This is a genomic window from Corynebacterium tuberculostearicum, from assembly GCF_032821615.1.
In the GTDB taxonomy this organism is placed as follows: domain Bacteria; phylum Actinomycetota; class Actinomycetes; order Mycobacteriales; family Mycobacteriaceae; genus Corynebacterium; species Corynebacterium tuberculostearicum_H.
This window is the reverse complement of the sequence record NZ_JAVBIF010000005.1, coordinates 114,565-134,285: the sequence shown is the minus strand read 5'-3', so window position 1 is coordinate 134,285 and position 19,721 is coordinate 114,565. Positions and strand designations below refer to the sequence as shown.

20 protein-coding genes are annotated in these 19,721 nt (G+C 59.8%); 18 read left to right on the top strand and 2 right to left on the bottom strand.

All coding sequences use genetic code 11. From position 1 onward, the window contains the following. Positions 1-33 precede the first annotated feature (33 nt). Together RAE09_RS05965 and ndk are read left to right on the top strand one after the other, a co-directional pair. Entirely contained in the window at positions 34-351 is a 318-nt protein-coding gene (locus RAE09_RS05965) for a hypothetical protein (RefSeq protein ID WP_250412467.1), read from the top strand. 72 nt (positions 352-423) lie between these two features. Beyond that, positions 424-834 (top strand): nucleoside-diphosphate kinase, encoded by a 411-nt coding sequence (ndk, locus tag RAE09_RS05960; protein WP_005324068.1) that lies wholly within the window; start codon positions 424-426, stop codon positions 832-834. A gap of 269 nt (positions 835-1,103) precedes the next feature. On the opposite strand, the gene RAE09_RS05955 is transcribed toward ndk, so the two are convergent. Continuing rightward, on the bottom strand, positions 1,104-1,454 hold the full coding sequence (locus RAE09_RS05955; protein ID WP_316981214.1) for a metalloregulator ArsR/SmtB family transcription factor: 351 nt from the start codon (positions 1,452-1,454) through the stop codon (positions 1,104-1,106). Positions 1,455-1,562: 108 nt separating this feature from the next. Between RAE09_RS05955 and arsB the strand changes: the two genes are divergently transcribed. Continuing rightward, positions 1,563-2,627: an ACR3 family arsenite efflux transporter gene (gene arsB, locus RAE09_RS05950; protein WP_316981213.1), complete on the top strand. Its 1,065-nt coding sequence runs from the start codon at positions 1,563-1,565 to the stop codon at positions 2,625-2,627. Here arsB and RAE09_RS05945 read toward each other — a convergent pair. Then, a complete protein-coding gene (locus RAE09_RS05945) occupies positions 2,624-3,391 on the bottom strand; it encodes a hypothetical protein (RefSeq protein WP_150851658.1) in 768 nt (255 codons plus the stop codon). The genes arsB and RAE09_RS05945 overlap by 4 nt on opposite strands. A 203-nt stretch (positions 3,392-3,594) precedes the next feature. On the opposite strand from RAE09_RS05945, the gene RAE09_RS05940 reads away from it, so the two are divergent. The 15 genes from RAE09_RS05940 (at position 3,595) to nadD (ending at position 19,581) form a co-directional block, all read left to right on the top strand. After that, complete coding sequence (locus tag RAE09_RS05940; RefSeq protein ID WP_316981212.1) at positions 3,595-7,482, top strand: translation initiation factor IF-2 N-terminal domain-containing protein; 3,888 nt, start codon at positions 3,595-3,597, stop codon at positions 7,480-7,482. A 226-nt stretch (positions 7,483-7,708) separates the two neighbouring features. Then, positions 7,709-8,014 (top strand): 50S ribosomal protein L21, encoded by a 306-nt coding sequence (gene rplU / locus RAE09_RS05935; protein ID WP_316981211.1) that lies wholly within the window; start codon positions 7,709-7,711, stop codon positions 8,012-8,014. 42 nt (positions 8,015-8,056) lie between these two features. Then, a complete protein-coding gene (gene rpmA / locus RAE09_RS05930) occupies positions 8,057-8,335 on the top strand; it encodes a 50S ribosomal protein L27 (RefSeq protein ID WP_005329214.1) in 279 nt (92 codons plus the stop codon). A 219-nt stretch (positions 8,336-8,554) separates the two neighbouring features. Then, positions 8,555-8,908: a hypothetical protein gene (locus RAE09_RS05925; protein ID WP_316981210.1), complete on the top strand. Its 354-nt coding sequence runs from the start codon at positions 8,555-8,557 to the stop codon at positions 8,906-8,908. 38 nt (positions 8,909-8,946) lie between these two features. Continuing rightward, on the top strand, positions 8,947-9,216 hold the full coding sequence (locus tag RAE09_RS05920; RefSeq protein ID WP_316981209.1) for a transcriptional regulator: 270 nt from the start codon (positions 8,947-8,949) through the stop codon (positions 9,214-9,216). Positions 9,217-9,701: 485 nt separating this feature from the next. Next, the gene (locus RAE09_RS05915; protein WP_316981208.1) at positions 9,702-10,322 is read left to right on the top strand and encodes a hypothetical protein; all 621 of its coding nucleotides are present in this window, start codon (positions 9,702-9,704) and stop codon (positions 10,320-10,322) included. Between the two features lie 96 nt (positions 10,323-10,418). After that, positions 10,419-11,330, top strand: coding sequence for a S24/S26 family peptidase (locus RAE09_RS05910; protein ID WP_316981207.1), 912 nt, complete (start codon positions 10,419-10,421; stop codon positions 11,328-11,330). Further along, on the top strand, positions 11,323-12,315 hold the full coding sequence (locus RAE09_RS05905) for a LamG-like jellyroll fold domain-containing protein (protein WP_316981206.1): 993 nt from the start codon (positions 11,323-11,325) through the stop codon (positions 12,313-12,315). The genes RAE09_RS05910 and RAE09_RS05905 overlap by 8 nt, the downstream gene beginning before the upstream one ends. Positions 12,316-12,387: 72 nt before the next feature. Next, positions 12,388-13,920, top strand: coding sequence for a GTPase ObgE (gene obgE / locus RAE09_RS05900; RefSeq protein WP_316981205.1), 1,533 nt, complete (start codon positions 12,388-12,390; stop codon positions 13,918-13,920). Positions 13,921-14,001: 81 nt separating this feature from the next. After that, a complete protein-coding gene (gene proB, locus RAE09_RS05895) occupies positions 14,002-15,234 on the top strand; it encodes a glutamate 5-kinase (RefSeq protein WP_316981204.1) in 1,233 nt (410 codons plus the stop codon). Positions 15,235-15,267: 33 nt separating this feature from the next. Further along, positions 15,268-16,197 (top strand): D-isomer specific 2-hydroxyacid dehydrogenase family protein, encoded by a 930-nt coding sequence (locus RAE09_RS05890; protein WP_316981203.1) that lies wholly within the window; start codon positions 15,268-15,270, stop codon positions 16,195-16,197. After that, positions 16,197-17,102: a D-isomer specific 2-hydroxyacid dehydrogenase family protein gene (locus tag RAE09_RS05885; protein ID WP_316981202.1), complete on the top strand. Its 906-nt coding sequence runs from the start codon at positions 16,197-16,199 to the stop codon at positions 17,100-17,102. The genes RAE09_RS05890 and RAE09_RS05885 overlap by 1 nt, the downstream gene beginning before the upstream one ends. Continuing rightward, positions 17,102-17,599 carry a DUF1707 SHOCT-like domain-containing protein gene (locus tag RAE09_RS05880; RefSeq protein WP_316981201.1) on the top strand — a complete coding sequence of 166 codons (498 nt, stop codon included), beginning with the start codon at positions 17,102-17,104 and terminating at the stop codon, positions 17,597-17,599. The genes RAE09_RS05885 and RAE09_RS05880 overlap by 1 nt, the downstream gene beginning before the upstream one ends. A gap of 72 nt (positions 17,600-17,671) precedes the next feature. Further along, positions 17,672-18,940, top strand: a complete 1,269-nt coding sequence (locus RAE09_RS05875) for a glutamate-5-semialdehyde dehydrogenase (protein ID WP_316981200.1) — start codon at positions 17,672-17,674, stop codon at positions 18,938-18,940. 23 nt (positions 18,941-18,963) lie between these two features. Continuing rightward, positions 18,964-19,581, top strand: coding sequence for a nicotinate-nucleotide adenylyltransferase (nadD, locus tag RAE09_RS05870; RefSeq protein ID WP_316981199.1), 618 nt, complete (start codon positions 18,964-18,966; stop codon positions 19,579-19,581). Positions 19,582-19,721 lie beyond the last annotated feature (140 nt).

The window sequence follows — 19,721 nt, the reverse complement described above, 5'->3', positions numbered from 1 at the left end:
GCGGGTGGGGGCAGACGCGATAGACTAGCGCCCATGCGCAATCTCTATCTCGTCCTTGCCGCACTCGCCTGCATCGCCGCGGTGGTAGCCCGCGCCGCTACGGGAACGCCATGGCTACCGCTAGTCGCCCTCATCATTGGTGGCGTTTTTCTGGTTTTGGCGCTGCGGAGCAACTTTGAGCCGGCCAAAGAAGCCACCTTTGAGGATTTGGATAAGGAGCAGCGCGCGGAGCTGCAACGACTGTTGGGCAATGGGCAGTTTGGCGCCGCAGTAGGCCAGGTACGCCTGTGGTTCAGGGGGACTTCGCAGGGGCGCGCTGAAGAGATAGTCAAGCAGCTCGCAGAGCATTAGACGCCAGATTTTTACCCCAACGGGATACCCCAGCGCGCGACGCATGCGTGCGGTTTCGGTACAGTGTGGGGCATGACTGAACGTACACTGATTCTCATCAAGCCGGACGGCGTAAAGAACGGCCACGTAGGCGAAATCATCTCCCGCATCGAGCGCAAGGGCCTGAAGCTGGCTGAGCTCGACCTGCGCGTTGCTGACCGCGAGACCGCGGAGAAGCACTACGAGGAGCACAAGGACAAGCCATTCTTCGGTGACCTCGTCGAGTTCATCACCTCCGCACCGCTTATCGCTGGTGTTGTTGAGGGCGAGCGCGCCATCGAGGCATGGCGTCAGCTGGCTGGCGGCACCGACCCAGTCTCCAAGGCCACCCCGGGCACCATCCGCGGCGACTTCGCTTTGACCGTTGGCGAGAACATCGTCCACGGCTCTGACTCCCCAGAGTCCGCTGAGCGCGAGATCGCTATCTGGTTCCCGAACCTCTAAACTTTTGCGCACTTAGCGCATCATTCAGCCCGAGCCTGTAGGCTCGGGCTTTATTTATTGCTTGATCCATAAGCCCAGGCGGAGAACCACATACCGAGTATCCGGCCCTACCCTGAATAAGTATTGAAACCGCAAAGCCGCAAATACGTAGAGAAGCAGAACTTGAGCAGGGGGTTTGTTCCGGGGCTGAAGGTGCTTAACGCGGCAGATCATTGCTGAAGATATGGCACGCGAGGTCATTCACTTCGCAGACTAGGACTGGAGTTCTCCTAATCGAAGGAGAGTAACTGGCGCAGTGTGCGGAAGGCTTCCTTTTGCACTCGATGGGTAACGGTACGGCCCGATTGTTGCTTGATTAAAAGACCGGATTCCCTCAACCTGCCGAGGTGATGAGATACCGTCGGTTGGCTAAGGCCGGAAAGTGCGGTCAGCTCCGTAACACTCATCGGGCCGCAGCCCTCGTCGCACAATATGGATAGCAGGCGCAGGCGGGCTGGGTCAGCAAGTACTTTAAATTGCTGGGAAAAGCGGAGGGAGTCGCCCTGGCTGAGCGGGCCACTGCTCAGGGAACAGCACTGTGCATCCGGGGTGCTATCGGCATTGCTAGGGGAGGAGTCCATGCCCACAGTATAAGGAGTCTGCCTCCCATTCCGTTATATTGACGAGTATCAATATGGGCGATTAAAGTACTGTTCGAAAGTTGAATTCCTCGGTGCACAAGGAGAGCCATGGCCGTTACGCAACGCCCAAAGTTGTCATTTCTCGATAGATTCCTTCCTGTGTGGATCATCATGGCCATGGCTGTGGGGCTATTGATAGGCCACTTCCTGCCAGGCATTGGAGAAGCACTGTCTGCTCTAGAGGTTGGCGGTATTTCTCTTCCAATCGCGCTGGGCCTGCTAGTTATGATGTATCCGCCCTTGGCTAAAGTTCGCTACGAAAAGACTCGAGACATTGCTGCCGATGGCCGCCTGATGGTGATATCTATCGTGCTGAACTGGGTGGTGGGGCCCGCGTTGATGTTTACCTTGGCGTGGATATTTTTGGCAGACCAGCCGGAGTTGCGAACCGGCTTAATCATCGTCGGATTGGCGCGCTGCATCGCCATGGTCTTGGTATGGTCCGACCTTTCCTGCGCGGATCGAGAGGCCACAGCGGTACTTGTGGCTATCAATTCGATTTTCCAAGTAGCCATGTTTGGCGTCATGGGTTGGTTCTACTTGCAAGTTCTACCTGGATGGTTAGGCCTAGACACCACCTCTGTTGAATTTTCTTTCTGGTCCATCGTCACAGCGGTTCTTGTGTTCCTAGGAATCCCCCTGCTGCTTGGCGTGCTCTCACGGGTGTGGGGAGAAAAGGTCAAAGGACGCGAATGGTTCGAAGACCGTTTTCTCCCGGCAGTCTCGCCTTTGGCGATGATTGGTTTGCTCTACACCATCGTGCTGCTGTTTTCACTGCAAGGCGAGCAGCTGGTAGCCCAGCCGACAGCCGTGGTGAGAGTGGCGATTCCACTGGTTATTTACTTCGTTGGAATGTTTTTCCTTGCCTTGGGCGTAGCAAAAGCCGGGGGAATGAACTACGCACAGTCTGCTTCCGTGGCTTTTACAGCAGCCGGAAATAACTTCGAGCTAGCCATTGCAGTTTCCATCGGCACCTTTGGCGCCGCGTCAGCACAGGCCCTCGCCGGCACCATCGGGCCACTGATTGAAATCCCAGTGCTCGTGGGCCTCGTTTATATAATGCTCTGGATAGGCCCGAAGCTCTTCCCAGGAGACAAAAGCTTGCCAAGTTAGCGCCGGCCCACTTGATACAGACAGCGAACCCCAGTCGGCGTGATGGTGATGGTCCACTTTGCGGGCGCGGTGCGCAGTCCCATGCGGCTCAGCTTCACCAGGTCCGCCTTTGCTAAAGCATCGAGCTGTTCGGATAGAGGGTCGAGGTCTACCTTCATGAACTTCGAGAGGGCAGTGGAATTAATCGTGTTTCCCTGCACCGCGCCGGCGGCGACGAGGGCGGTGAGGATGTCCGAGTGGGCGTCGGCAAGCTCCAAGCGAGCCTCCGTAACCCCGTCGAGCGGGTCTTTTTCCAGGATCTTGTTAATGCGGCGCCGGCCGATCCGGAAGGACTGGGAAAACATGCTCCAGATGCCCAACGGCAAGCCAAAGGCCCACCACGCCCCGGACAGCATCCCGGCAACGGGCGGGGCCAGCTCTATCTCTGGAAGCAGGTCGGCCGCGCTCAGTGGCGCCATGACCAATGGCGCAGCGATCGGGATAAACGGGGCGATATAGGCAATGGTGGGGTAGTCACCATCGCGGAATTCCTCTTGTGCAGCGTTGATGCCGCGCGGGTAATTGCGGATGAGGTGCACCAACCCCAGCACTGCAAAGACGGCAAAAACACCGGCTCCCATCAACATATAATCCACGCCCGTGTTGGCGAAGCCAATGGCAAAGCCGGCCGGTACGCCAAAGTAAAGTGCGGAGCGCACCGGGACTTCATTGCGCTGTCGGTACTGCGCGAGTTCGCGCGCGGGGATTCGTGCTAGTTCTGCCACCCCGCCAACATAACACCGCCTGCTAGCTTGGCCGCGGTTCTGTGACACAATGGGGGATAGCGCGTACGAGACGCGGCATAACTTCATATCCCACAAACTTTTATAGCGCGCACTATGCCTCGTGCGGCGGCGGTACGGTCTTCGGCCGTGCCTGCGCCCGAGGCCGCGCCAAATACAGACGATGTACAGGAGTAAGCCCAAACATGGTGGCACAGAACTCTCAAGAAACAACTGAAAGCTTCAAGGCGGCGGCGTCTTTGGCCCAGAACCTGGATCGCAGTCAACTCAAGGACAAGACCCGCGTGTATTCCCTAGCCAAGCAGCTGGGGCTTTCCTCGCGCGAGCTGGTGGCACAACTCAAAGACATGGGCCTGAAAAAGAGCGCGCAGAGCTCCCTTTCCCGCGAGGAAGCAGGCCAAGTGCTGGATACCGTAGCGAACGCCGCCGCGGTTGCCGACGCCCCCTCGGGCGACACCACCGAAGTACCGGCTGAAGAGCCCGAGGACAAGGCCGCCGCACAATCGGAAGAGAACCCAGACGAGGAACGGGAAAAGAAGCCGCCGAAAAAGCGCGCCAAGCGCGCCCGCAAGGCCACCCGTAAGTCCGCCGCCGTGGCACCCGAAGAGCCGGCAGATGCCGTCGAGTCAGGGGAAGGCGAGCAGTCCGCGGAAGACGAAGAGCACCTGCGCCACCGCGTGCGCAAGAACGTGGACAATGAGATCTCCCAGATCGAAGACAAGGTAGAGGCATCGCTGGCCCAGGCCGCAGCCGAAACTGGCGCAGCCGCCGAGGAGCCAGAGGACGCTGAAGCGGAAGTATCCGAAGCGGCAGAACCCACGGATGAGGCGGGCGAAGCACCGGCTAGCGCGCTCGATACCGGAACGGTTGATGCGGCGAAGCTGCACGAGGCGCTGGCCGAGGCCGGCGAGGACTTCGAGGATGACTACTACGCCCCGCACATCGTCCCGCGCGCCGAATCCGAGGAAGATTCTGGGCACTATGACTTTGCGCCTATCTTCATGGCCCCGCAGCAGGACGAAGCCGTGGCGTTCGCACCGGCAGTAGACGCAGCGGAGGAGGACTTCTCCGCCGATGACTCCGCACGCGATGATAATGAGGACGCTGCGGACTCCGCCGAAGAAAACCGCGAGCACTCCGGCTCCGGCTCTGGCCGCGGTTCCGGAAAGTCTGAGGGCCGCCGCCGTGGGCGCCGTGGCACATCCCGCGGACGTGGCGCCGGCGCGAAGCGTGAAGAGCAGGCAGGCGAGCCCGAGCACATTGAAGAGCCGAAGGCCATCCGTGGCTCCACGCGCATCGAGGCGCAGAAGCGCCGCCGGGCCGAACTGCGCGAAAAGGGCCGCACCCGCCAGCACATCGTTTCCCAAGCGGAGTTCCTTGCCCGCCGCGAAGCCGTGGAGCGCACCATGGTGGTGCGCGATAAGGAGCGCGAGGACGGCGCCGGCATCATCACCCAGGTGGGCGTATTAGAAGATGACCTGTTGGTCGAGCACTTCGTGACCACCGAGTCCCAGGCCTCTCTCATTGGCAATATCTACTTGGGCCGCGTCCAAAACGTGCTGCCGTCCATGGAGGCGGCCTTCGTGGACATCGGACAGGGCCGAAACGGCGTGCTCTACGCCGGTGAAATCGACTGGCGCAAGACCAAGCTGCACGGGCGCGCCCGCAAGGTAGAAAACGCCCTGAAGTCTGGTGACCAGGTGCTGGTGCAGGTGGCTAAGGATCCCATCGGCCACAAGGGCGCGCGGCTTACCACCCAGATTTCCCTCGCTGGCCGCTACCTGGTCTACGTGCCGGGTGGGCGCAGCGCCGGCATTTCCCGCAAGCTGCCCGCCCCGGAGCGCAAGCGCTTAAAGGATATCCTCGGCCGCGTGGTTCCAGGCGATGGTGGTGCGATTATCCGCACCGCCGCCGAAAACGTCCCAGAAGAGGCAATCGCTACCGACGTCAACCGCCTGCACAGCCGGTGGGAGGACATCGTGGCACACGCTAAGAAGGAAAAATCCTCCAAGGGCGCCAAGCCGGTGACGATGTATGAAGAACCAAATATGCTCATCAAGGTGGTGCGCGATCTCTTCAATGAGGACTTCACCGAGCTCATCGTCGATGGCAAGCGTTCCTTCAACACCGTCCGTGCTTATGTGGATTCCATGGCGCCAGACCTTGCGGACCGCGTGGTGCGCTACCGTGCCAAGGATCACGGCGGGCAGGATGCCTTCGAGGCTTACCGCATTGATGAGCAGCTGCATAAGGCGCTCTCGCGCAAGGTATGGCTGCCCTCCGGCGGCACGTTGGTCATCGACCGCACCGAGGCCATGACCGTCATCGACGTCAATACCGGCAAATTCACTGGTTCCGGCGGCAACCTAGAGGAAACAGTTACCCGCAATAACCTCGAGGCGGCCGAAGAAATCGTGCGCCAGATGCGCCTGCGCGATCTCGGCGGCATGATCGTCGTGGACTTTATCGATATGGTCCTGCCGGAAAACCAGGATCTGGTGCTGCGCCGCCTGAAGGAAGCCTTGGGCCGCGATCGCACCCGCCACCAGGTCTCCGAGGTGACGTCGCTGGGTCTGGTGCAGATGACCCGCAAGCGCCTCGGCACCGGCTTGGTAGAAACGTTCTCCACCGAGTGCGAGTGCTGTAACGGCCGTGGCATCATCATCCACCAGTATCCGGTGGAAGAGGCCGAGGACGAGCAGCGCTCCAAGCATTCTGGCCGCAAGCCCAAGGCGCACAAGAAGCAACACCACGATCCGCAGCAGCACCCGGCGGCGGTGGCGATGCATAAGCACGAGCTTGACGACGCCGCCGAAAGCTCCTCCAAGCCTAAGCGATTCAAGAAGACCCAGGCACCGGTCTACGGTACCGAGAGCGAAGAGGCCGCACGGGAATCTGCGAAGACGTCGCTGGAAGATCTCGTAGCGAACGTCGTTGTGGACGAGCGCGGTCCAGCTCAGTCGCACGGTGGATCGGAAGAGCACAGCGGAGACCACTACCGCAGCAAGGAGCGCGGACGTGGACGCGGTCGCCGCCGCGCGCGCAAGCGCACTCAGACTGAGGTATCCGATATCGAGGCCATCGCGTATGCCGCGGCGGATAATGCCGCCGAGAGTGACGAGGTGCAGGAATTTAATTCCTACGTCCCCGATGCGGATACGGATGCGGACTCGGGTGCCGTTGCTAAGGCACACCCTGGTGCAGGGGCCCGCTCCAAGCGTGGCAAGAAGCCGCGCCGGGCGACGCGCCGGTCTAAGGCCACGCACACGGTTGCAGGCGGCGAGCAGAAGGCACCGGAAAAGGAAACCGCTCCGGAGAAAACAGCTCCGGAGAAAGCAACTGGAAAGACCTATGACGAGGCAGTAGCCGAGTTTGAGGCTTCCCCGCGCCGCAAGCGCCGCACCCGCGGCAATTCGCGCTCCGATAGGCGCCCGCAGCCGCAGGATTTCGCGGTCTCTGGTGACCACGACTCTGCCGATACCGACGGTAACGCTAGCGGGGCTGAAGCCCAGCACGGGCAGCAGGCCTCGCGCGAAGAGCGCAAGGCTCGCGGGCGTGGCCGCCGTCGTTCGGTACGCACCCAGCAGGCCAAGCGTCGGACTACCTCGCGCGTGCCGCACGAGGTCAAGGAAAAGGCGCAGGAGCACGAACACAAGCAGGCGGGCGGGTCCGCCGAGCAGCGCCATGAAAAGGCAGCTGGCGCCGCACGCGCGGGGCGCGCCGGTGGCAAGGGCCGTGGGCGTCGCCGTGCCGTGCGCCAGGCCGCTCCTAAAAAGGCGGTAGCAGAGAATCCGAAGGCAGCGAAGACCGCCCAAGGCCGTTCGACGCAGCAGGGTGGCTCGCCGGATCGTTCCGGTGCTGGCCAGCGGGCGACCACGGGCGGTACCAAGGTGCTGCGCCGCGGAAAGAAGAGGGCGGTGCGCAAGAAGGGGGCGTCGGCAAGCGCCAAGGCCCCAAAGGCGCAGGATGACGCAGGGCACAAGCAGTCTTCTGCGAGTGGTGCGCACAAGGAAATGTCGCACGCAAAGTCTGGGCGCGGCCGACGCCGCGTAGCACGGCGAAGCACGTCTTAGGGCTACGCCACGCGGGCACAAAAAGCGTGGTTTGTATTTTGTGCCCGCTACGGGGTAGTCTTTGACAGTCGCTGTTTAGTACTCACGGCGCTGGATCAGTCCGACACTCACTTAGTGAGCTGTGCGGGCATGTTCGCGCGGGAACTAAACGCAATGTGTAAGTGTCCATTCGGAACGCGGCCTCCCCGGTTGCTTCCGAGCGAGTTTAGATAAGGGGTAACCCTCTATGTACGCGATCGTCAAGACCGGCGGCAAGCAGTACAAGGTTGCTGAAGGTGACCTCGTCAAGGTCGAGAAGATCGAGGGTGAGCCAGGCTCTGCCGTAGCTCTCACCCCGGTTCTGCTCGTCGATGGCGCCAATGTTAAGTCCAAGGCTTCCGACTTGGAGAAGGTTTCTGTTTCCGCAGAAATCGTTGAGCAGGGTAAGGGCCCGAAGGTCGATATCCTGAAGTACAAGAACAAGACTGGTTACAAGAAGCGTCAGGGCCACCGTCAGCCTGTGACCACCTTGAAGATCACCGGTATCAAGTAAGCCTTAACCGGCTGTAATTATCCCTAAAGGAGGGAAAACCACATGGCACACAAGAAGGGTGCTTCCAGCTCCAGCAACGGTCGCGATTCCGAGTCCAAGCGTCTCGGCGTCAAGCGCTTCGGTGGTCAGCAGGTTAATGCCGGCGAGATCATCGTGCGTCAGCGCGGTACCAAGTTCCACCCAGGTGAGAACGTAGGCCGTGGCGGCGACGATACCCTGTTCGCGCTTGCAGCTGGCTCCGTTGAGTTCGGTATGAAGCGTGGCCGTCGTATGGTCAACATCGTTCCGGCTGAAGAGGTTGCTGCAGAGGCAACTGCTTAACTTCAGGCCGATGAGGTTAATCCTCGAGTCTGTCCCGGTGAGGGCGGCTCGAGGATTTTCTGGTTTTAACTACGCCCTTTGTTTCCAAAATGGAAAGAGGTTATAGTTTAGGAAACTAAGCGACAGGGGAGAGCAATGAAGTTGGGCAGATTTAGTGGCAAGGTAAAGGCTAGTAGGGCAAAGCGGCCGGAGGGAGTATCGCGCACTGAGGGGTGGTGGTTGTTGCTTTTGGCCAGCCTTATCGCGCTATTTGTGTTGAGTCGACTCCTGTCTAAGGGTGCGGAGTCGTCACTTGCTGCCATCATCTATGCACTGTCTCCGTTGCTCTTCATCGCTCTGGCGGTAGGGGTGGCTGTGCGTATTGTTTCTACCCGCGGTGTCCAACCGCGGGGTTGGCGCATCCTTTTTCTGTTTGCCACGTTCGCGTCGATGACGTGCGCTGCGGGTGCTGATTTTTTCTGGCAGGAATGGAGCGGCGGCGGCTTCGACGTCGTTTTGGCTGCGTTAATGGCAGTGGTGTCGGGAATTCCTGTAGCACTGATGGCTACTTGGAAGCTAAAGGCGGGAAGTTAGTGAAATTCGAATCCGCTCTACGGGGGTTGGAGCCTCTAGTGCATTCGCCGAAACGATTGGCTGTCATGGCGTGCCTCAATTCGGTGGATACGGCTAATTATCAAACCTTGAAAGCCTATATGGGCGTTGGTTACCCGGTTCTTTCAAAGGCAGTGGGCGCGCTCGAAGAAGCTGGTCTGGTGAAAGTGGCAAAGACCTTTGAGGGTAAGGTTCCAGTTACAGACCTTTCTCTGTCCAGAAAGGGGAGAAAAGTCTACTCGGAATACCTGCAGTGCCTTGACCGAATAGTCGTGGGGTTCAAGCAATAGGTCTTTGGTAGATGGTTTCGGTACTTGAAATAATTCCTGCGCACTGCACATAATTCACCCGAAGTGTGATTTGTAACACTGAAACAGTCCTCCTTTCTTTCTTCAAATTAAGAATTCTTGCCTAGTTCTTAAATTAAAGGGGCTTCTTTGCCTTGGGAAAGTCCGTTTGTTCGGCCAAAGGGGGTAGAAGTCAAGGGCAGCGGGGTTAATTTCAACCTTAAATTGTGTACCGTATAAAAATAGGATAAGCGCCAAAAGCCCTGCGTATAGCCTTGACGGTTGAAAGTTTCTGGCGTTATGATTGCGGGCGTACGAGCGAGATTTAACGCAAGAAGCAGCGGAATCTTTCCCAGTTGAGAGTTTGAGACTAGCTATTGATTGACTGCATGATAGAGGGGAAATTCCACGCCTAAGCACTCGCGTTCCGGGGAACTAGCCCCCAATCTTTTTCAAGACCGCACTTTTCCTAAGAGGAGCCTCTTACTATGTCCGATTCTCAAAAGCGCACCCGCAAGGGCTGGATCCTGCCCGCCTCCGTTGCCTCCGTTGCTCTGGTAGCATCCCTGGCCGCTGGAACCTTGGGCGCCTATACCGCCCAGATCACTAACGATGGCAACACTGCTGGTACCGGCAAGCTCACCATGTCTGAGTCTGAAATCGTTGATGGTCAACCCACCAAGACCAAAGACACCGCTGGAGGTAAGAACAATACTATCTCCGTGTCCGACATCAACAAGTACGGCGGCAATATGAAGATGGTGCCGGGGGATAGCAAGACCACCACCGTTCAGTTCAAGAACACCGGCTCCGTCGATGCCTCCGCTTTCACCTTGAACTTTGGTAACTGCGCCGTAACTGGTCAGGATGCCGGCGAGAAGTCCCTGTGTGATGCGCTCAAGGTTACCGTTAAGTCCGGCGGTGCCACCCTGGCAGATAACCAGACTCCGACGGCTCTAGCCGGCAAAACCTTCAACATCGATGCTCCTATGGCCGTGGGGGCGACGAAGAATTTCGATATCACCGTGACCTTGCCCAAGGAGACCACGGATACCTCCATCATGGACCAGCAGATCTCCCAGAACCTTGTCTGGACCCTGACTGCTTAAGTCCTTCCTGTGTCCTTAAGGAACACGCTATAAAGGAGCGTTATTACGCCCTAGAATCACGCCAGCTCAGCAGCCACAACGTCGGGAGATGAGTATATGCAGGCACGTCGCCGTACTCTCGCCACCGTTGTGGCTGCGGTGGTTTTAGTCCTCGCCATTATCTGTGGCGGGTTCTACTTGGCGGGTTTCCGGGCGCATTTTTTAACCACGCCGTCGATGGGCACGCAACTTCCAGTCGGCTCTTTGGCCATAACCAAGCCGGTAGATATTGCTGACGTGCAGGTGGGCGATACCATCACCGTCGATAGTGCTAATGGCACCACCCATACTCACAACGTGGTTGAGCGCGCCGGTGATACAGCTATTACCCAGGGCGTACTCAATGGTGCGCCCGATGCGCTACCGGCTACCGCTGACACGTTAAAGGGCAAAGTTATCTTTTCTTGTCCGGCGCTCGGGTGGGGCGTGCGCATTGCAGGCATCATGGCCGCAGGCTGGTTGCTGATGCTGCTGGCGTCCCTGCGCATCGACGATGAACTGCACCGCCGCCGCTACCGCAACACCGGCGTCTTTTTGGGCCTTGCCATTGGCATCATTATCATGCGCCCGCTGCTTGGCGCCTATCTGCTGGGTATGAATGTCAATGGCACCGGCGAAGAGGCCTACGCGCAGGCGCATGTGGTTTCCACGGGTCTGCTCCCAGTCAAGGTTGTTCCGCTTGGTGAGGGCGGGGGAGAAGACTCCGCCATTATGAGCCCCACCGGCACCGATTCTTTCGCTATCGATGACGCCCCAAATGAGAAGGGCGACTTCGTCTTCCGCCCTGTGCCAGCATTGACCTGGCCGTGGATCATAGGCCTCATTGGCTTGGTGCTCTCGCCCTTTGCATGGTTCTATGCCCAGTATCGCCGCGCGCTCAAGGAAGAGCAGGAGCTTGCCGACGCCACCTTAGAAGCCCAATCCAATGCCGATACCACCGAGCTCGAGGCGGTGAAGCCCAATGCTTAAAAAGGAACGGATTCCTGTCGTGGCCACCGCCGTCCTAGCCATCATTGTGCTGATTTTGGCCTTTTCCTTGCAGCCGACGTTGGGCAGCTGGAGCGCCCGAGTCACCAATTCTCGAAACGCAGCCGGAACCGCTGAGGGCGTAGATGCCCTCAACTGCTACGAAGAAATGCAGCAGACCACCAAGAAATATGGGGGCTACCTGTATCATTTCCATACTCCGTACGCACAAGCCACGAATGACTCGCTCAATCAGACGGCTTGGACCCTGGCGAACCGCAGGCCAATCAGACCGAATACCAACTGGGTGTATGACGGAAGCCAACAGGCGGGGGAAGAGCCATGTGTGGGGATCGAAAAGCATGCATACTTCAAAGGTGACAACTCTACGGATGGAGCCCTAGCTACCGCTCGCCTTAATTCCATCAAGTCGACTATTACGGCTAATGCGAGTGCATTTACCATGCCTGAGCAATTCACCACGGAGACGTGGATTAATACTTCACATCCACAAGGCACGGTGGCGGTAAATTCCATTTACGGCAATTTTGAGCGCCCGGTATGGCGAATCCAAGTGCTTCGCGATGGCACCGTGGGGTTCCAGGTGCGCCAAGCCCCTCTAGGGATCGACCGAGTTTATGATCAGGTCAAAAGTACCGAGCGCATCGACGATGGACAGTGGCACCAAGTAGTAACAACCTGGGATTTTTCCACTAATGAAATGGGGCTGTACGTCGATGGGCAGCCAGAATCTTTTAAGACCTCGTCTTCCCCGCTGTATCGGTTCACAGGCGGCAGCGAGGGCTTCGTTCGCTACGGCTACTCCGGCAATCACGACCGCTGGCCGGAGCTAAGTCCCGATAACTTTTTGGGGTATATGTCTTTTGCTGCAATTTACCCCACGCGGTTGACCAACGAAGATGTTCAGCGCCACTGGGATGCGCGCACTGTTTCTGGAAAAGCGTGGCCAAAATCCACCATGGGCTAAACGGTTGGAGTCCAGCCCAAGACACGCATTACACTGGCGGGGACAAAGATTTAACAAACGGAGGGTTTGACCATGGCACGTTTTATTGACCGCGTCGTCCTGCACCTGCAAGCTGGCGACGGTGGACACGGCTGTGTGTCTGTCCACCGCGAAAAGTTCAAGCCCTTGGGTGGCCCAGATGGTGGCAATGGTGGCCACGGCGGCGATATTGTCCTCGAGGTCTCTGAGCAGATCCATACCCTGATGGATTTCCACTACCGCCCGCACATTAAGGCCCAGCGCGGCGGCAATGGTGCCGGCGATATGCGCAACGGCGCCCGCGGCGAGGATCTGATCCTTGAGGTTCCTGCCGGCACGGTGGTGCGCAATGAAAAGGGCGATACCCTGGCTGACCTGACGGTGCCTGGCACCCGCTTTGTTGCTGCGGAAGGCGGCTTCGGTGGCCTAGGCAACGCCGCGCTTGCTTCTAAGAACCGCAAGGCACCAGGCTTTGCCCTGCAGGGCGAGCCGGGCCAAGCGCACGATCTAATCCTCGAGCTGAAGTCCATGGCGGACGTCGGACTCGTGGGTTTCCCTTCGGCGGGTAAATCTTCGTTGATTTCGGTTCTTTCTGCTGCCAAGCCGAAGATTGGTGATTACCCGTTTACCACCTTGCAGCCCAACCTGGGCGTGGTGGATATGGGCGATAGCTCCTTCACCATCGCGGATGTGCCTGGCCTTATTCCCGATGCAGCCGATGGCAAGGGCCTCGGCCTGGATTTCTTGCGTCATATCGAGCGCACGGCGGTGCTGGCGCACGTAGTTGATACCGCCTCCATCGAGCCGGGTCGCGATCCGGAATCCGATATTGAGGCCCTCGAAAACGAGCTGGCCAAGTACCAAGAGGCGCTGCAAGAGGACACCGGCCTGGGGGACCTGCGCGAGCGCCCACGCATCATCATCCTCAACAAGGCTGATGTGCCGGAGGCTGAGGAACTCGCGGAATTTGTCCAAGAGGACCTCAAGGAAAAGTTCGGCTGGCCAGTCTTCATTATTTCCGCTGCTGCCCGCAAGGGCTTGGAGCCGCTGAAGTACAAGCTCATGGAGATGGTCACTGAGCATCACAAGGCGAGCCCGAAGCCCAAGCGCGATCCGAACCACACGGTCATCCACCCCAAGGCACAGGGCCATAAGAAGAACACCGGTTCCTTTGCAGACTTCACCATTTCCCGGGACCCGGAGGTGCAGGGCGGTTTCATTGTCGAAGGCAAGAAGATCGAACGCTGGATCCTGCAGACGGACTTCGAAAACGACGAGGCCGTTGGCTTCCTGGCGGACCGCCTGGCCAAGGCGGGCGTGGAAGACGAGCTGCGCGAGCAGGGCGCAGTAGAAGGCTGCCCGGTAACCATCGGTGGCATCACCTTCGAGTGGGAGCCGATGACCGGCGGCGATCCAACGATGGCAAGCCGTGGCGAGGACGCCCGCCTGAAGGGCACCGGCCGCGTTTCCGCCGCCGAACGTAAGCGCGCTTCCCAGGCGCGCCGTGGTCTTATCGATGAGTACGATTATGGCAATGATGAAGAGGTCACCCGCGAGGGCGCTAACCGCGATAGGTGGCAGGGCTAAGGCTGCTCCCGCCGCGGGCCTTGTGCGCTGCGCCCCCAAAGTCGGGGTGCTGGGCTCAGAACCTTTGTAGACTATGAAATTATGTCTTCTGATCAACAGAATGAGCCCATCCTTCCGCTTCCGGTAGAGCCTTTTGACGGTCCTACTGCTGATACCCCTTTCCCGGAACCGCTCGATGAAAATCCGGTGGCGTCCGGTTTTGAATCGGATCTCCGCCGCGACATCGCGCAGGCAAAGCGCGTAGTGGTCAAGATTGGTTCCTCTTCCCTCACGGATGAGAATTTCCGCGTTTCCCAGGAAAAGATCGATCACATTGTTGATGCCGTCCATGCGCGCATGGGCCGCTCCGATGTCATCATTGTCTCTTCCGGTGCGGTTGCCGCAGGTATGGGCCCGCTCGGCCTGCACCAGCGCCCCACTGATTTGGCTACCAAGCAGGCCTCCGCGTCCGTCGGCCAGGTGCACTTGGCCTATGTGTGGGGCCAGTCCTTTGCGCGCTATAAGCGCACCATCGGCCAGGTCCTCCTCACCGCGTCCGATACCGGCCACCGCGACCGTGCCCGCAATGCGCAGCGCACCATCGACCGCCTGCGCCAGCTGCGCACCATCCCAATCGTGAACGAGAACGATGCGGTGGCAACGTCCGAGATGCACTTTGGCGATAACGACCGCCTCTCCGCACTGGTGGCCAACCTGGTGGGTGCGGACGCGCTCTTCCTCTTCTCTGACGTGGATGGCCTCTACGATAAGAACCCGGCCGAGCCGGATGCCAAGTTCATCGATGAGGTGCGCACCGGCAAGGACCTGAAGGGCGTCGTGGCCGGCGATGGCGGCAAGGTCGGCACCGGCGGCATGGCCACCAAGGTCTCCGCGGCCCGCCTGGCTACCCGCGGAGGCATTCCAGTGCTGCTGACCTCCACGGACAATATTGGGCCCGCGCTTGCCGACGCCTCCGTAGGCACCGTCTTCCACACCCGCGAGGAACGCCAGCTGTCCGCCTGGAAGTTCTGGGCTCTCTACTGCGCCGATACCGGCGGAGCCGTCCGCCTCGATGAAGGTGCTAAGGAAGCCGTGACCAAGGGCGGAACGTCGCTGCTGGCCGTCGGCATTACCGATGTGCAAGGCGAGTTCACCAAGGGCGAAATCATCGACATCTTGGGCCCGAATGGCGAAGTCATCGGCCGCGGCGAGGTGCGCTTCGACTCCGAGGAGCTACACGCCATCAAGGGCAAGAAGATGGAAGAGCTTCCCGAGGATCAGCGCCGTTCCGTTGTCCACGCGGACTACCTCTCCAACTTCGCCTCCCGCATCTAAACCGAGGGCGGAGATTCCCCGTATGGTTGGGGCATGAAGTATTTCATGGGACCGGAAACCTGGCAGCCGATGGTAGAAGACATCGAGGCTGCCGGGCACCAACGCGTAAGCAACATCGAGGACGCCGAGGTCTATATCAATAATGCGCCCAACCCGCGCCGCATCCCGGAGATGCCGGCGAATATCGGCTGGGTGCAGCATTGTTATACCGGCGTCAATCAGCTCATCGATGCAGGCGTCATTACCTCAGACGGCGTGCCATGGTGCAACTCCGCCGGCGCCTTTGCCCAGCCAGTGGCCGAGTCCGCACTCGGTTTGGCCCTTTCCCAGGCGCACCACCACAAGGCCTTCGCCCAAGCCGCTACCTGGTCGGTGGCCAAGGAGCTGGATGAATCCCAGGCCTGGCTCTATAACCAGCAAGGGCCGAAGAGGGTAGCGATCTTTGGCGCTGGGGGCATCGGCAAGCAGCTCATTAAGCTCCTGCAGCCCTTTGGCGTGCACATTACTGCGGTCAATCGCTCTGGCCGCGCAGTGGAAGGCGCCGATGAGGTCGTGCCCATGGACCAGGCCGAAAGCGTGTGGGGCGAGGCGGATTTTATTTTCTGCATTCTGCCGGCCACCAAGGACACCGAGGGGCTTATCGATGCCGCCACCTTCCGCGCCATGAAACCCTCCGCCATCTTTATCAACGTCGGCCGCGGCAGCACCGTGGTTACCGATGACCTTGTGGAAGCCTTGCGCAGCGGCGAAATCGCCGGCGCCGGCTTGGAGGTTATGGATCCCGAGCCGCTGCCCGATGGCCACCCGCTTTATGACCTACCCAATTGCACCATGACGCCGCACATGGCCGCCTCCGCGCACGTGGCGCAGTACCACTTGGGCGCGATCTTTAACGCCAATGCCGCGGCGTGGGAGAGGGGAGAGGCCATGCCCACCCGCGTCGATGCGGAGGCTGGCTACTAATGAAGTACGCGATGCTGCCCACCCCGTGGGAGGAAACCCTGCAGGCCCTCGATGCCGCCGGCCACGAGCGTGCCCCGCTGGAGGAGGCCGAGGTGCTCATCTTCAACGGCGGTCCCGATGATTTCCCGCAGCCCCTCCCGCCAAGCGTCGGCTTGGTGCAGGTTCCCTTTGCCGGGGTGGACCACCTGCTCGAGGTCATGCGCGATACCACCGCCCGCTGGTCCAACGCGGCAGGGCTGTATGACGCCACCGTGGCCGAGTCCACCATTGCGCTTCTGCTCGCCCAATTGCATGCGCACAAGCGGGTGGGAACGAGCTGGAATAACCGCGATGAGGTGGAGGCGCACACCAGCTTCCTGTTCGAGGATAAGACGGTGGCGGTGGTAGGTGCTGGGGGCATCGGCAAGCGGCTAATCCGCATGCTGGAGGGCTTTGGTCCGCGCATCATTGCGGTCAATCGCTCCGGCAATCCGGTAGAAGGCGCCGATGAAACCTTCGCCACGGCCGACATCGAGCGCGTGTGGCCGGCCGCCGACTATTTTGTGGCGCTTGCGCCGCTCACGGACCAGACCCACCAGCTATTCGACGCCGCTGCCTTCCGCGCCATGCCCAGCCACGCCGTGATTATCAACGTCGGCCGTGGACCGCTGGTGGATACCGACGCGCTTGTCCATGCCCTACGTGCCGGCCACATCGCCGGCGCTGGCCTGGATGTCACCGACCCCGAGCCGCTGCCCGATGGGCACCCGCTGTGGGACATGCCCAACGTAGTCATCACCCCGCATCAGGCCAATCCGCCGTATTCGGTGCGCAGGCGTATCGGTTCGCATACAGCTAAGGTCATGGAGCGCTTCGCCGCAGGCAAGGCAATCCCCACCGAAGTCGACATTGAGGCGGGCTATTAATGAATAACCCCGACAGCCGCGTAGGCGATGCCGAGCGCAACCAGGCCATCGATGAACTGAGCCGCTACCTTACTCAGGGCGCTCTAGATTCCTATGAATACGACCGGCGAACCTCCGAGGCTGCTGCTGCGCAGACCCGCGCCGAGATCGACCAACTCTTTGCAGACCTTCCGTCTTTAGACCGCGGCTCGGATGATGAGAGTACATTCAACCCCACCGAGGCCGAGGTGGCGGACATGAAGGAGCGCCGGAAGAAAGTAAAGGTGGTCGATTATGCTGCCTGGGCGGCCACCATTCTTTCCATTGTGCTCGGGTATTTCGTCTTCCACTGGTCCTATTTCTGGGTTATTCCTATTATTTGCATGGTGTGCTCGGCCAGAGCCCGCTTCGTTTATGATCTGAGCTATCACGAAGAGGAATACCTCATGTTTGAGCGGCGGTTCGAGAGGCGCCGCCGCCGTGCAGCCGACAAGCGCCGCCGCGAGCTCGGCCAATAAGGACACCACCGTGCGGGTGATTGCCGCCCAACTGGCTGAAAAGCGCGTGGCCTTTCGTTAGGCTGGTATGACATGAGCAACACTGAACGCGAAGAAGTTCTGTCCAAAGCCCGTGCTGCCAAGGAAGTCGCGCCCGTCGTAGCGCAGCTATCCACGCCGCGCAAGAATGAAATCTTGCAGCGCGCAGCCGCAAACCTCATTGCCCACACCGAGGATATCCTCGCCGCTAATAAGCAGGACATCGAAGCCGGCCGCGAGCGCGGCATGTCCGAGTCCCTCATTGACCGCCTGTCCCTCGACGCCGCGCGCGTCGAAGGCATCGCCGATGGCCTGCGCCAGGTAGCTGGCCTGCAAGACCCAGTAGGGGAAATCCTGCAGGGCCGCACCATGGATAACGGCATCCAGATGAAGCAGGTGCGCGTGCCGCTCGGCGTCATGGGCATGGTTTATGAGGCCCGCCCCAACGTCACCGTGGACGCCTTTGGTCTGGCCATTAAGTCCGGCAACGTGCCGCTGCTGCGCGGTTCCAAGTCCGCCCGCAACTCCAATGCCAAGCTGGTAGAAATCCTGCAGGATACCCTCGCCGAGTTTGACCTTCCGCGCGAGGCCGTGCAGCTCCTGCCGTGCGAGACCCACGACTCCGTCCAAGACCTCATCACCGCTCGCGGCCTGGTGGACCTGGTTATTCCGCGCGGTGGCGCCAAGCTTATTGAGGCCGTTGTCACCGGCGCCACCGTCCCAGCCATTGAGACCGGCACCGGCAACTGCCACTTCTACGTGGACGCCTCTGCGGACTTGGACAAGGCCATCGACATGGTTATCAACGGCAAGACCCGCCGTACGTCCGTGTGTAACTCCACGGAGTGCGTGCTTATCGACGCCGCCTTGGACGACTCCGCCAAGCTCCGCATTATCACTGCGCTGCAGGAGGCGGGCGTGACCATCCACGGCGACGTCGCCGAGCTCGAGGCCTTCGGCGTCAAGGATGCCGTGCAGGCCACCGATGAGGACTGGCGCGAAGAGTCGCTGTCCATGGATATCTGCGCCAAGGTGGTCGACGGCGTCGACGGTGCCATTGCCCACATCGCCGAATTCACCACTGGCCACACCGAGGCCATCGCCGCGCAGGATGCCGACGTCCTAGTGAAGTTCGGCAACGAGGTAGATGCCGCCGCGGTCATGCTCAACGCCTCTACCGCCTTTACCGATGGTGAGGTTTATGGCATGGGTGCGGAAATCGGCATTTCTACCCAGAAGCTGCATGCCCGCGGCCCGATGGCACTGCCGGAGCTGACCTCTACCAAGTGGATCCTGCAGGGCACCGGTCAGACCCGCCCTTAGTAACGCGACTATAATCACCACCCATGACTAGCCCACAGCGCATCGGCATCATGGGTGGCACCTTTGATCCCATCCACAATGGCCACTTGGTAGCGGCCAGCGAGGCCGCACACCGCTTTGCCCTCGATACCGTCGTCTTTGTTCCCACCGGCCAGCCGTGGCAAAAGTCCCACCGCGACGTCACTGCGGCCGAGCACCGCTACCTGATGACGATGGTGGCCACCGCGTCCAACCCGCGCTTTACCGTCTCGCGCGTGGATATTGACCGCGAGGGGCCTACGTATACCATTGATACACTGCGGGACCTGCGCGAACTCTTCTCGGAGGCGGAGTTTTACTTCATCACCGGGGCCGACTCGCTGGCCTCCATCATGAGCTGGCATAACTGGGAAGAGATGCTGGAGATGGCGCACTTTGTGGGCGTGACCCGCCCCGGCTATGAATTAAGCGCCGATATGCTACCTGCCGATGCGCAAGAGGCTATCGATCTCATCGACATCCCCGCCATGGCGATTTCCTCCACGGCGTGCCGCGAACGCGCCGGGCAGGGGCAGCCCGTGTGGTACCTCGTTCCGGATGGGGTGGTGCAGTACATCACCAAGAACAATCTCTATGGGCCTAACCCAGATAAGCCCCTGTAGAAACTTCCGCGGCCTTCCCCAGATTTTGGGCACGGGCCTGCTAAACGTGCAAGAATAGACTCTCAATAGAGATAGTTCATACCGAATATACTCAGACGCGAAAAGGGAATTTTTACACATTGTCTACTTCTGATCTCGCC